Annotated in this window: 10 protein-coding genes; 5 read left to right on the top strand and 5 right to left on the bottom strand. The window is 61.4% G+C overall.

The genetic code is table 11. The features are described from left to right. Positions 1–37: 37 nt before the first annotated feature. The 4 genes from ABIB44_RS17545 (at position 38) to ABIB44_RS17530 (ending at position 4630) form a co-directional block, all read left to right on the top strand. On the top strand, positions 38–364 hold the full coding sequence (locus tag ABIB44_RS17545; protein WP_354585974.1) for a low molecular weight protein tyrosine phosphatase family protein: 327 nt from the start codon (positions 38–40) through the stop codon (positions 362–364). Positions 365–392: 28 nt separating this feature from the next. Beyond that, positions 393–1697 carry a hypothetical protein gene (locus ABIB44_RS17540; RefSeq protein ID WP_354585973.1) on the top strand — a complete coding sequence of 435 codons (1305 nt, stop codon included), beginning with the start codon at positions 393–395 and terminating at the stop codon, positions 1695–1697. A gap of 36 nt (positions 1698–1733) precedes the next feature. After that, positions 1734–2678, top strand: coding sequence for a zinc-dependent peptidase (locus ABIB44_RS17535; RefSeq protein ID WP_354585972.1), 945 nt, complete (start codon positions 1734–1736; stop codon positions 2676–2678). A gap of 86 nt (positions 2679–2764) precedes the next feature. Then, a complete protein-coding gene (locus ABIB44_RS17530) occupies positions 2765–4630 on the top strand; it encodes a M2 family metallopeptidase (protein WP_354585971.1) in 1866 nt (621 codons plus the stop codon). 184 nt (positions 4631–4814) lie between these two features. On the opposite strand, the gene ABIB44_RS17525 is transcribed toward ABIB44_RS17530, so the two are convergent. Both ABIB44_RS17525 and ABIB44_RS17520 read right to left on the bottom strand, forming a co-directional pair. After that, complete coding sequence (locus ABIB44_RS17525; protein WP_354585970.1) at positions 4815–6365, bottom strand: alpha/beta hydrolase; 1551 nt, start codon at positions 6363–6365, stop codon at positions 4815–4817. 176 nt (positions 6366–6541) lie between these two features. Next, on the bottom strand, positions 6542–7522 hold the full coding sequence (locus ABIB44_RS17520) for a fasciclin domain-containing protein (RefSeq protein ID WP_354585969.1): 981 nt from the start codon (positions 7520–7522) through the stop codon (positions 6542–6544). Between the two features lie 224 nt (positions 7523–7746). Here ABIB44_RS17520 and ABIB44_RS17515 point away from each other — a divergent pair, with 224 nt between their 5' ends. Continuing rightward, a complete protein-coding gene (locus ABIB44_RS17515; RefSeq protein WP_354585968.1) occupies positions 7747–8652 on the top strand; it encodes a hypothetical protein in 906 nt (301 codons plus the stop codon). Positions 8653–8749: 97 nt separating this feature from the next. Here ABIB44_RS17515 and ABIB44_RS17510 read toward each other — a convergent pair whose 3' ends face one another. From ABIB44_RS17510 to recQ, 3 genes are all read right to left on the bottom strand, one after another. Then, positions 8750–9472, bottom strand: coding sequence for a pirin family protein (locus ABIB44_RS17510; RefSeq protein WP_354585967.1), 723 nt, complete (start codon positions 9470–9472; stop codon positions 8750–8752). A 213-nt stretch (positions 9473–9685) separates the two neighbouring features. After that, positions 9686–10516: a helix-turn-helix domain-containing protein gene (locus tag ABIB44_RS17505; protein WP_354585966.1), complete on the bottom strand. Its 831-nt coding sequence runs from the start codon at positions 10514–10516 to the stop codon at positions 9686–9688. Positions 10517–10980: 464 nt separating this feature from the next. Next, a complete protein-coding gene (gene recQ, locus ABIB44_RS17500) occupies positions 10981–13722 on the bottom strand; it encodes a DNA helicase RecQ (RefSeq protein WP_354585965.1) in 2742 nt (913 codons plus the stop codon). Between the last annotated feature and the right edge of the window lie 9 nt (positions 13723–13731).

Here is a 13731-nt window from a genome sequence, read left to right as displayed (position 1 = left end):
ACGCTCGGCATGACGTTTTTTCGTTCATTTCCAGCATTTGAAAATCCTTTTCATCTGTAGCCAGAATAAGTGGCGCAGCCTCACCGCCGAGCGGCTTTTCGACGAGCACCCGCACTACGAGGCGCGCTCGGCCGGCACCGAGCCGGGGGCCCGGGTACGCGTGGCGGCCGGCCACCTGGGCTGGGCCGAAATCGTCTTCGTGATGGAGCGCCGCCACGCCGACCGCCTGCACGAAAAGTTTGCCAACGAGCTACGCGGCAAAACGGTGGTTACGCTGCGTATTCCGGATAAATACCCGTTTGGTGATGCGCGGCTGATTGCCCTGCTGCGCGAGAAGTTGGCGGCGCATTTGCCCTTACTTTAGGGCCAGATTTCTACCCGATTCAAATTATATGAAGCTACGGCTACTTTTCGCCTTGCCGGCGCTGCTGGCGGCCTTCTCCTCTCCTGCCCAAACCTTCGAGCCCGGCCTGCTGGTGCGCAGCACCGGCGACACGCTGCGCGGGGAAATTGAAAATGGCTTTTGGGTTGAAGCCCCGGAATTTATTCGTTTTCGGCCTACCCCGGACAGCCCCAGCCAACTGTTTCAGCCCCGACAGCTGCGGGCGGTGAGCTTCACCGGCGGCCGGTATTTCCGGTACGAAGCCCTGCCGATTAACCATGCCGCCGAAGTGCAGCTGAGCCGGCTGCCCCACGGCTATACCACCGACATGCGCACCGATTCGCTCTTGGCTGAAGTGCTGCTGGAAGGGCCAGCCCGGCTATTCCGAACATCCTATGAGGGTATTACGCACTACCTTATTCGCCGTGCCGACCAGCCTTACCTAGAACTGAGCGAGCGGAAATACTTGCGCACAACGGCTACTGGCAGTCGGGAAGTAGTGAATGGCAATAATTACCAGAGCCAGCTGGAGTTGTATTTCGGCGACTGCCCAGCGGCTCGTATGGCGGCGGCAAAGGCTCCGTTCACGATGCAGGGAGTAGCGGCGGTGGTGCAGGCCTATAACCAAATGTGCGCGCCAACGGCACCCCTAAGCCGCAGCTGGCTGGCCCAGGCCACCCCCCGGCGGCGGCTGGCGCTTCAGGGCGGGTTATTGGCCGGGCTGCGGTACAATAATTTTCGGAATGGCTACGCGACTCTGCCCGAAACCATGGCTTGTACCGATTGCCAGCCCCGGCCTTTCGCCGGACTGTATGCCGACCTGTTGCAGCCAGGCCGCACCTCGGCCCTCTACGGCGAGCTGAGCCTGAGCAGGTTCAGTAACCAGAACTACGAATATTACCAGCTAAATTCTTACATCTCCTATTACGTCGTCGATTACAATGCTTGGCTGATGTCGGCCCGGCTGGGGCTACGCTTCTTTTTTCCACTGCCGCACGAGCGTCAGTGGCTGCTCAGCCTGGCATATGAGTTGAACAGGTCCTTTGCTCCCACCATTACTTCCAGCACCGGCGGCTCAGTGGCGCTGACCTCCGACCAGCTTGGCTTTGGATTGCCCTCGCTCCTGCCCAGTCTGGGCCTGGGGTGGCGAGCCCGGCGCTGCACCCTGAGCCTGGATGGTCAGTTCTATATCAATCGAAATGGGGAAGGCGCGCTCACCCGCCTGGTGGGCACCAACTTCGTCGCGCGGGCCAGCGTTGCCTACCGCCTGGGCCGCAACCCCGATGCCGCCCGGCTGGCCCCAACTACCCGCTAGCCCAACCCCACCGGGGCCAGACCGTACTACCGGGCAATGCCTTATCTCATTTCCCTGGCCGTGCTGGCGGCCGTGCTGTACGCTTTTTACCAGTACGCTACCGCCGACTCGCGCCGCACCACCGCCGCGCTGGCCCAGCCTTTCCCGCCCGCCTGGCGCGCCATTCTGACTGAGCGTGTGGCCTTCTACCTGGCCCTGACGGAAACCGAAAAAGCTCGTTTCGAACAGCGAACGCAGGTTTTCCTGGCCCGCACGCGCATCACCGGCGTGCAGACCGACGTGGACGATACCACCCGCCTGCTGGTAGCCGCCTCGGCCCTGATTCCGGTGTGGGGATTTCCCGACTGGCAGTACGCGAACCTGGGCGAGGTGCTCATCGTGCCCGATGCCTGGACGCTGCCCGACGCGCCCGACCGGGAAGTGCGGCCCTTGCAGGGAACGCTGCTGGGCTCGGTGCAGGGCTTCCAGAACCAACACTACATGCGCCTGTCGAAGGCCTCGCTGGAGCAGGGCTTCCAGGACGCGACCGACCGGCAGAACGTGGGCATCCACGAGTTTGCCCACTTGGTTGATGAGGCCGACGGCGTGATTGACGGCCTGCCCCAGGCCGCGCTGCCCCCCGCGCTGCTGCAGCCCTGGACGGCGCTGATGCACCGCGAAATCGCGGCCATTCACGAAGGCAAGTCCGAAATCAACCCTTACGCCGCTACCAACGAGGCCGAGTTTTTTGCCGTGGTCACGGAATACTTCTTCGAGAAGCCCGATAAGCTCCAGGAGCATCACCCCGAGCTCTATGCCCTGCTCACCGAGGCTTTCCATCAAAATCCCCAAAAGCGCTTTCTGGACCTGCCCACCGACCCGCGCCAGTGGCTTAAGGCCCTGCGCGGCCGCCGCCAATTCGGCCACAACTCGTCCTGCCCGTGCGGTAGCGGGCGCAAATACAAGGAGTGCCATCTGGCGCGCGAGGATTTATCAGATTAAAAGGGGTTTCACAAGATTCGCCCGACTGTAAACCGGCAGAAACCTCGCTTAACCTGGCGAAACTTCGCGCTACGTTACTTTGCCTTATGAAAAAGCACTTTTTCCCGCTGGTTGCCGCCGTCGCGCTCAACGCCTGCGCATCCACCGCCCAAACCCCGGTGGTGAAGACCCCTGTCAAGCCCACGACGGCGGAGACGCCGCCGCCGCCCGTCCAGCCGGCTCATATCGACTACGGCGCGCTGGCCGACGAATTCCTGCGCGACTACAACACGCAGTACGTGCGACTGTACACGGCTTCGAGCGAGGCCGAGTGGCGCTCCAACACGCACATCGTGCCCGGCGACACGGCCAATGCCGGGGCTACCACCCGCGCCAACCAGCGCATGGCGGCCTTCACGGGTAGCGCCGGCAATATTGAGCAACTGCGCGACTTGCTCACGCACCGCGACGAGCTGAACGGCCTGCAAGTCAAGCAGCTCGAAACCGCCCTCTACAATGCCGCCAACAACCCCCAGACGGTGGCCGACGTGGTGAAAGCCCGCATCAAGGCCGAAGCCGCTCAGACGGAGAAGCTCTACGGATTCGATTATAAGTACGCGGGCAAGTCCGTCACGACCAACGACCTCGACGAGCTGCTGCGCAAGGAAACCAGCCCCGCCAAGCGCCAGCAGGTGTGGGAAGCCAGCAAGGCCATCGGCCCCACGCTGAAGGATGGCCTGCTGAACCTGCGCGACCTGCGCAACCAGACCGTGCAGGCTCTGGGCTACCCCGACTATTTCACCTACCAGGCCAGCGACTACGGCCTGACGCGGGATGAGATGATGGCCCTGGTGCGCAAAATCAACACCGAGCTGCGCCCGCTCTACCGCGAGCTGCATACCTACGCCCGCTACGAGCTGGCCAAAAAATACGGCGTGAAGCAGGTGCCCGACTATCTGCCCGCCCACTGGCTGCCCAACCGCTGGGGCCAGGACTGGGGCTCGATGGTGGACGTGAAGGGCCTGAACCTCGACGCCGTGCTGGCCAAAAAAGGGGCCGAGTGGCAGGTGAAACAGGGCGAGCGGTTCTACCAGAGCCTGGGCTTTTCGGCCCTGCCGGCCTCGTTCTGGGAGAAAAGCAGCCTCTACCCGCTGCCCAAAGGCGCGACTTACAAGAAGAATAACCACGCCTCGGCCTGGCATATCGACCTGAACAACGACCTGCGCAGCCTGATGAGCGTGGAGGCCAACACCGAGTGGTACGAAACTTCCCACCACGAGCTCGGCCACATCTTCTACTACCAGAGCTACTCGAACCCCGACGTGCCGCCGCTGCTGCGCCAGGGAGCCAACCGCGCCTATCACGAGGCCATTGGCTCGATGATGGGCCTGGCCGCCAAGCAAAAGCCTTTTCTGGTGGGCCTGGGCCTGATTGATGCCAAAACCCCGACCGACCAGACCCAGCAGCTCCTCAAAGAGGCGCTGAGCTACGTTCCGTTCATCCCTTTTGCCTCGGGTGTGATGAGCGAATGGGAAAACAGCTTTTACGCCGATAAGCTGCCCGCCGACCAGCTCAACGCCAAGTGGTGGGCCTTGTGCAAGCAGTACCAGGGCATGGTGCCGCCCACTACGCGCGGGGAGAACTTCCTCGACCCCGCCACCAAAACCCACATCAACGACGACCCGGCCCAATATTACGACTACGCCCTGAGCTACGTCATCTTGTTCCAGCTGCACGACCACATTGCGCGTAAAATCCTGCATCAGGACCCGCACGCCACCAACTACTACGGCCACAAAGAAGTGGGCGACTTCCTGCGCGACATCATGCGCCCCGGCGCGAGCCGCGACTGGCGCGTGGTGCTGAAAGAAAAAACCGGCGAAGACCTCTCGGCCCGCGCCATGGTGGCCTATTTTCAGCCCCTAATGACCTACCTGCAACAGCAGAACAAGGGCCGCAAATACACGATGTAAAGGCGCAGCCTGGCAGGTTTACCGACAGCGAGTAACTACTCAAAGTAAAACGTCATGCTGAGCGAAGTCGAAGCATCTCGCGTGCAATAGTAACTCAACCGCTAAAGAAGAGAATTACTACTGCACGCGAGATGCTTCGACTCTGCTCAGCATGACGTTCTTTTTCCTGTTTCCTACGCTGCTTCTACTGCCGGCCCAGCTGCAACACCCAGTCGCGCACCGTTTCGAGCATCACAGCCGATATCACCGGGTCCACGGTGCCATCGGCGTTGGGAATGCGCTCGGCGGCGGGCGTCTGGAACCAATGCTGCACGCCGGGCAGCCGGCGCACCGTCACGCGCTTGTTGGCTTTGAGGCCCTTTTCGAGGGCGGTGAGATTGATGGCGGCGTTCACCTCGGCATCGTCGGTGCCGTTGAGCAATAGCACTGGGCATTTCACCTCGGCCAGCGTAGGCTGGGGGTCAAAGGTGAGGTAATAGCGAAACCAAGGCGTAGTCAGGTCTTCAACCCGGCTGCGGATGAGGGCGGCGTCCTGCTCCGGATACCGCTGACGCAGCATGTTGGTAACGATGGCCTGGGCCTGGTCGCGGTTAGCCGTCAGGCGCACAATATCAAACAAAGCCCGCCGGAATTTAAGCGTAGCCTCGGCCTGCTTCCGCTCGGCGCTGCGCAGCTTCAGCGATTGCTGGGCCACGTAAGTATCTACCTGCGCCGAGTTCGAACCACTGGCCCGCAGCACTTTCGCTTGAGCGGCGATATCGGCCAGCGCTTGGCGCCGGGCCGCACCGGCCCGGGCCGTGTCGGCGGGCGTGGCGGGCTCGGGCTGGGCGGTTAGCAGTTCCAGCCCGCCCAGCCCGGCCGCCGCCATCCCCACCACAAAGGCAGGTGGCAGTTGCTGGGCCGCTGCTAGCAGGGCCACGTTGCCGCCCTCGCCGTGGCCAATAAAGCCCGTGCGCGCCGGGTCGATGCTGGGCCGCACGCGCAGAAAGCTCAGTGCGGCCTGGGCATCGCGCACTAGGTCGGCAGTAGTAGCCAACCGGCTGTCGCCGCCACTCTGGCCTATTCCCCGGTCGTCGAGGCGCAGCACGGCAATGCCTTGCCGGGCCAGGCTACTGGCCAGGTCGGCAAACAGGCGGTAGCTCCCCTGCCGGGCATCGCGGTCCTGCCCGCCCACGTCAGAAAGCAGCACGGCGGCTGGAAACGGGCCGGCCCCGTCCGGAATACTAAGCGTACCGGCCAGGGCTACGTTGCCGGCCGGGGTAGTCAGCGTCACCGTCTCGATATGGTAGGTAGTAGCTAGGGGTGCCGGCGCAGCTACCCCAGTGCCGACGGGCTGCACGGCCGCGCGGCGCAACACCAACGGCACCCGCAGGCCCGGCTGCACCCAAATACCCCGGAGTTCCTGGCTACCAGCCGCCAGCACGCAAGCGTAGCGGCAGTTCGCTTTGGCCGCAAAAAACACCACTGAATCCTCTTTCAGCGTTACCGACACGGGCAGCCGGCTCATGCGGCGGGCCGGCAAATCGAGCGTAGCAAGGAGCTTATTGGCGGCCGGCTGTTGCACGGTGAAAGCCACGGGCAGGCTACCGCCCGGAATGGGCAAAGGCCCCTGCCACAGGCCCGCCAGCCCGGGCGCATCGGGGGCGGGCAAAGCCGGCGTTTGGGCCAGAACGCCAACAGGCAAAATTCCGGCCCCAACGAGAGCCAGCGCCACCAGCAAACGGGTATGTTTCATGAAAATGTAGTGCCGCGGCCCTTTAGCGGATTCCGGCGGATAAGAAAACCCGGCGAAAGCCCCGCGGGTAGGCATGTGAAAGGCAGCGGGCACTACCAAAACCCGGCATTGGGCAGTCGAGCAAAAGTAACCGTCAGGCAGAATGCTTTGCCTGGCGGTTGCTTGTGCTCGACTGCTTAGGGCAGCAATACCCGGTCGATGACGTGTACCACGCCATTGGTGCACTGCACGTCGGGAATGCCCATGTTAGCCGGTGTCGAAATACTTTTCGACTTCACCGTGAGCACGCCGTTGCTGAACGCGCCAAGCTGCAGGCTGCCCCCCCCGAACGTGGTTACGCTGGTGCCATCGGGCAGCTCAGGAGTGAACTTATTGCCCAGGCTGCCGGCCAGCACGTGGTTGGCCAGAATGCCGGTGAGGGCCGTTACCTGCGCCGGCGTCATGTTGTTGATGGCATCGACACTGGCAATGCCGGCGTCGCGGAAAGCCTGGTCGGTAGGCGCAAACACAGTGTACGGGCCGGGCTGCGACAGCAGTCCTTCCAGCTTGCATTTCAGCACGGCGGCCACCAGCAGCGTCAGCTCGGGCTTGGTAAATACCTGGGCCGACTGCAAAGCCACGGCCGACTGCACCACGTTGCCGCCGGTGGCAATCAGCACCTTATCAATGGCATGCACCAGGCCGTTGGCGGCCTTCACGTCGGTGCCCAGAATTTTGGAGCCGTTCACGTATTTGCTGCCATCGGCGCGGATGATAATACGGCGCGTGGGCCCGAGCAGCGAAGCCGAGGTATTGCCCACCGTGAGGGAGCTACCCGCCAGCAAGCCGCTATACACGTGGTACAGCAGCGTATTGGTGAGAAAAGCCGGTTGCAGGGCCGTCAGGTCGACAGCTTCGCGGATGCCGAGGCGGTTGAAGGCAGCATTGGTGGGGGCAAAAACAGTGTAGTTGCCCTGCGGGTCGTTGGGGTTTTTGTTGCCCAGCGTGATGGCGACTCCGCCGCGAATCGCGGCGTCTTCGAGCAGCTGAAAATTGGGGTCAGTAACGGCGATGTTAGTAATAGATGGGTCAATATCTTTATTTTTTGCGCAACCGCTGCCGGCCAGGGCCAAGCCCAGCATCAGCACGCCAGCTTTGAGAGGGGTAAAAATTTTCATCGGGTAAAAAAATGGGTTGGTCGAAGATATAGGGTTGTTGAACTCAATTCGTTGATTATAAACGACTCTATCAGCGCTTTGGATTGCGCTAAGCTAAATCCAAAGATTGATATCGCGCCGTAAGTTGCAGCCATTGCTCTTTTTTGGAACTCTTTTAAATAGCTCTCAAACCCTATTACCGTCCGTCCTGTTTCGGCTTTTTTATTACCCCTGTTAAACGTTATATGAAACAATTTTCCACGCTGCTGCTGGGCACCCTACTAATGGCCGGAGCCACTCCAGCGCTCCGCGCGCAAAGCCTTGTGAGTGGCTTCATGGCGGGCAAAGGCCACGGCTCGTTCGTAGTTTCGGGCACGACCGAACGCTACTCCAGCGCCTACCTGGCCCCCGACAAAGTGAGTGGTGTGCCTGTATTTCAGGAAGTGCGCGTCAACTCCGTTAACCTCTATGGCACCTACGGCCTGACCGATAAGATTGACGCCATCCTGAGCCTGCCCTACATTCAGTCGAAAGGCCAGGCGTACGGCACCACTATCGACGACCTGAATAACCTCTACCCCACCCAGGGCTATGCCAACATCCGGCAGGGATTCCAGGACCTCACGGCTTTGCTCAAGTTCAAATCCTACTCCCGCGAAATCGGCAGCAGTATTCTCGACCTGCTGGGTGTGGTGAGCCTGAGTACCCCCGTGAGCAACTATCAAACCAACACCGGCCTGGGCTACATCATCGCCATCGGCAACCAGGCCACCAAAACCACTGCCCTGGGCGTAGCCCACCTCAAAACGGCCTCCGGCGTGTTTGCTACCGGGCAGGTGGGCTACAGCCTACGCACCGGCGACGTGCCCAACGCCCTGGTAGGCGAGGCCAAGCTGGGCTATGCCGGTCCCAAAAACTACGTCGAAGCCTACGCCGCATTCCAGGAATCGAATGGCGGAACTGACATTACCGAAAACGGTTTCGACGGCACGTTTACCGCCACCCGCGTCAACTTCGTGCGCCTCGGGGCCAGCGCCTACCGGCCCATCACCAACGGCTTTGGCCTTACGCTGGGCATCAACACCTACGTGGCCGGTCGCAACATCGGCAAATCGACGGGGGGCTCAGCCGGTATCACCTACAACTTCTAGGTTTTCCAGTTCCAAGCGGTAAGCCCCAGGCGGCCAGCCTCGTCCGAAGTCACGGATGAGGCTGGCCGCCTGGGGCTTACCGCTTGGAACTGAAGGCTTAATAATTAGCTTCCGACGAAGGCAGGTCAATCAGAATAAACTGGGCATCCGTGGAGGCCCGGATTTGCACCACGTCGTCGTCGGTCATGCGGGCCTGGTCGTTGGGGCCAAGCTCAGTACCATTCGCAAAAATGTTTCCCTCTTTTACATAGATAAAAGTGAGGCGAATAGGGAATGTTTTGAAGACGATTTCCTTCTCGGCACTCAGATTCGACCAGTACACGGTGCTGTTCGAGTTCATGTACACCACGTCTTCGAGCACTTTCTGGCCGGTCACCAGCGGCACCAGCTCGTTGGCATTGCTGCTGAGAAAGTTCAGGTCCTTCTGCTCGTAGCTGGGGGCCAGACCGCGCTGGCCGGGCAAAAACCACAGCTGGTAGAGGTGTAGGGGCTTGTCCTGCTTGTTGAATTCGGAGTGGGCCAGGCCGGTACCAGCCGTCATGCGCTGCACCTCGCCGGCCTTAATGGTCGTTTTGTTGCCCATGGTGTCCTGGTGCGTGATTTCGCCGTCGAGCACCAGCGTCACAATCTCCATTTCGGAGTGCGGATGCTGCGGAAATCCCGACTGCGCAGCCACACTATCGTCGTTGAAGACGCGCAACGGGCCGAAATGCATGTTGGTGCGGTCGAAATAATCGGCAAACGAAAACAGGAAGTAGCTGCTGAGCCAGGCGGCGGGGGCAGCGTGGTGGCGGTCGGCGGAGGAAATGTACTTGAGCATCAGGAAGGCATTAGCGTGAAGGCGAGAGTTGCGCACGGGCGGCCAACTCCATACGCAGGCGGCCGGCCGGGGTTGGCCTCATCAGCAGGACGCAAATAAAGCCCTGCCGTAGCGAACGACAGGGCTTTACTGGTGGGCCGGCCGGGCAAGACGAGGAAGGTTGTACGCTCCCTAGTTCCGGCGGGCCGGATTGAAACTTAGGGCTACTTCGCCTTACGCCTTCTTGAGCAAAGCCACCTGCTGCTGCAAATCGAGCACGAGGCTGGCCACGCGCTCCAGCGAAAGCTCGGCAATGGGGAACGTGCTGCTGATGTAGCTCTTGGCTTCCCAGATTTCGAGCACTTCATCTGCCTTCACATCATAGGGCGAAAAGTGCGGGTTGTCGGAGTGCAGCACGAACAGGGAGCCCGAACGCAGCTTGTTGTACACGCGCTTGAACACGATGCCGTCGCGCGAGCTCACCACGATGCAGGGCGTACCGTCCTTCACGCTGGCCCAGTCCTCGACGTAGCGCCCCACGATGACCGTGCCGCTGGCAATGGGCAGCATGGAGTCGCCGGCGATTTCGAAGGCCCGGTACGTGCCCGTGTTCGAAAGCATGGGCAGGCGAAACTTGGGCAGCACCTCCAGGTACTCGCGGTCGGCGTAGCCGTTGAGGTAGCCAGCAGCGGCTTTCTGGGGCACCAGCTCGATGTTCTCGTTCTGGTCCTTGTCCACGGTGAAGGCCAGCACGCGAAGCTTGCCACCGGCAGCCGGCGTGGGCGGCTCGGGCTGGTCGTCGGCGTCGGTGGGCGCGTTGGGGTCGGGCGGGGGCAGCGAGCCAATGATTTTGGTGTTCTTCTTCTTGCTGAAGTCGGTGGTGACGAGCTGGTCGAGCGTGATGCCGAACAGGCGGGCCATGTTCACGAGCGTGGCAATGCGGGGTTCGGCGCGGCCTTCTTCGTAGGCCCCCACCAGCGAGCGTTTGATGCCGAGCTTTTCGGCCATCTGGGCCTGGGTGAGGGCAAGCTCGCGCCGGCAGAATTTTAAGTTGGTATTAATCATGGGGAGGGGGCAGCAGCCGGGAATAGCGTTTGCTTCAACGCAGATTCGGCTGGTCAAGTTAGCAACGCAAGCGCAAAGTTACTAATTCATTTAGTTAATAATTTTCTGCCCACCACTTTAGCGTTTAGCTACTTGCTTTTCAACCCACCATTCGTCGTTCTGCCAACAGGGGTTCCAGCCCAAGCGGGCGTAGCGCGGCCTGAGGTGCACATGGCGGTTGCTAAGTTGGGAGCGCGTGAACACCTAAAGGGCCACGGCCATGCCCTTTTTTAAACGACCGGCACGGTGTCGGCTTCGTACCGAGCACTCACTAGCTAGCAAAAGCTCCACCGCCATAGCGGGTGGCCGGGTGGCGGTGGGCATCGGCAACGGTGCCCGGCCGCTGCTACCGAGCTAAAAAACCGATGGTCAGCCGCGCATCCTGGCAAAACGGCCCTGCGATGCCAGCTGAAACTTACCGCCCGTTACTGCCCGCGCAGGCGCTTGTGGTACAGCGCGGCCATGCGCAGCTGGAAGTAGTCGTACTTCTCGCGCAGGTGGTCGAACAGGTCGCGCAGCGTAGGGTCGCCGCCAAGTTGGGCCCGGGCGGTGAAGACTTCGGCCAGCTCCGCGTCGCTCACAAAATCGTGGATGCGCAGCTCGCGGCCCTTGGCGTAGGCGTTGTAGAGGTGGGTTTTCACGGTACTCAGGGCTAGGCCGCGGCGCTCGGAAATGTCCTCCGGCGTGAGGCCCATCTGGTGGAACTGGATGGTGGCATCCTCCGAGTCGCTCACTGATTTATCGGCTTTGTCGGTCTTGTCGGCCTTACTGGAAGGCGACAGACGCGGGCGCGGTTCCTGGAACATACTGTCCGAATCGGAGGGCACGGCCCCACCGCCTGCTTCCAAAATGAGCTTGATGAAAGCCTCGCCGTAGGTTTCGAACTTCTTCATGCCCACGCCCGATACGCCCAGCATGCCCACGCGGCTCACGGGGCGCTCGGCGGCCATTTCCTGCAGCGTGGCATCGGAGAACACCACGTAGGGGGGCACGCCCTGCTCGTCGGCAATCTGCTTGCGGAGCTTGCGCAGCTTGTCGAACAGCTGCGCTTCGGGCGTGCCGATGGCGGCGCTGGCGGCCGCGTTGGCGGCTTTTTTGCCGGCGCGGGTGGGCTTTTCGGCCTTTTCGGTGGGCTGGAACTTGCGCAGCGGCAGCGGCAGCTCGCCTTTCAATACCTGGTGGCCGCGCTCGGTGATTTTCAGGGCGTAGCCTTCCTCGTAGGCGATGTAAAACAGGCCGTCGTTTAGCATCTGGTGCACGTAGCTGTACCAGTCGAGGTAGGGCAGGTCGCGGCCCGCGCCGTAGGTTTTAATCTGGTCGTAGCCGCCCTGCAGCACGGCCTGGTTGCGCATGCCGCGCAGCACATCAATCAGCAGATTGATAGCAACTTTCTCGCGGCTGCGGAACACGGCCGACAGGGCTTTCTGGGCAATGAGCGTGCCGTCGAACGTGGTGGGCGGGTTGCGGCAGATGTCGCAGTTGCCGCAGTCCTGCGGCAGGGTTTCGGAGAAGTAGTTGAGCAGGATTTTGCGGCGGCAGCTGGCGGCTTCGGCAAACTGCTGCATGCGCTCGAGCTTAGCGGTGTTGAGCTGGGCCTGGCGGGCGGGCACGTCCTTGGTCACCATCTCGCGCATCTGCATCACGTCGGCGAAGCTGTAGAACAGGATGGCGGTGCTGGGGGCACCATCGCGGCCGGCGCGGCCGATTTCCTGGTAGTAGCCCTCGATGTTTTTGGGCAGGTTGTAGTGCATCACCCAGCGCACGTTGCTCTTGTCGATGCCCATGCCAAAGGCAATGGTGGCCACAATCACCTGAATATCATCCTGCAAAAAAGCCTCCTGGGCCTTGCCGCGCTGCAGGGGCGTGAGGCCGGCGTGGTAGTGCGCCGCCTTGATACCCTTGGCAATCAGCTTGGCAGAGATGGTTTCGCAGGTTTTGCGCGAGAGGCAGTAGATGATGCCGGGGTCTTCGGGATGCCGGCCGATGTAGTCGATAACCGCCCCCACGCGGTCCTGGCCCGGGCGCACGTTGAGGTTGATGTTGGGCCGGTCGAAGCTGGAGAGGAACACCCGGGGCTCGCGCAGGTTGAGCTGGGTGATGATGTCGCGCTTGGTGAGACGGTCGGCCGTGGCCGTGAGGGCGATGATGGGCGTGCTGGGAAAGTGCGTGCGCAGGGTTCCAAGCTTGGTGTACTCGGGCCGGAAATCGTGGCCCCAGCTCGAAATACAGTGGGCCTCATCAATGGCAAACAAGCTGATATTGACTCGCGTCAGAAACTGCAGGAAGCCGTCGCTCAACAGCTTCTCGGGCGATACGTAGAGCAGCTTGAGGTAGCCGCCCGTAGCGGCGCGGGCAATGTCGTTGGCCTCGCTCTGGCCCACGCTGCTGTTGATGTAGGCGGCGGCGATGCCGTTGGCTTTCAGGGCCTCCACCTGGTCCTTCATCAAGGCAATCAGCGGCGAAACCACCACGCAGGTGCCTTCGGAAACCACGGCCGGAATCTGGAAGCAGACCGACTTGCCGCCGCCGGTGGGCATGAGCACGACGGTGTCTTTTCCGGCCAGGATGTGCTGGATGATGTCGCCCTGCATGGGCCGGAAATTGTCGTAGCCGTAGTACCGTTTCAGGGCCTGGCGGGCGGCTTGCAGTTGCGGGGCGGGGGCTAGTTCGGGCATGTTGTTCGGGGTCACCTCACCCCCCGGCCCCCTCTCCTGCGGAGAGGGGGAGCCTGATGACTCCTGCGGTGGGGTGAATGATGGAAGGTTTTTCTGGATATCGGCTAGTACTTCGGTCAAATGGTTTAGCACTTGCTGGTTGGTGAAACGCAGTTCGCGGTAGCCTAATGCCGTTAGCGTGAAGGTACGGCCGGCATCGTATTCGGCGTTCTCGGGGGTGAGGTGAATTTCGCCGTCGAGTTCAATGGTGAGAAGGACTTTGGCACAGAAAAAGTCGACGATATAGCCCGCAATGGCGTGCTGGCGGCGGAAGCGGATGCCAAGTTTGCTATTGCGCAGTGCCTGCCAGAGCCGGTCTTCGGCGGGTGTGGGTGCTTTGCGGTTTTGGTGGGCGAACTCCTTGAGGTGCTTACGCCAGGGCTTGACTTCGGTGGTGAACACGAAGTTGGCAACATCTTCGGGACCAGTTGGAACAGGGGGTAGCGATTCCATTTGGGGAAG

The organism is Hymenobacter sp. UYCo722, from assembly GCF_040547115.1.
Taxonomy (GTDB): Bacteria; Bacteroidota; Bacteroidia; order Cytophagales; family Hymenobacteraceae; genus Hymenobacter.
Note: the sequence above shows the minus strand (reverse complement) of the source record. Positions and strands in the feature narration are given on the sequence as shown.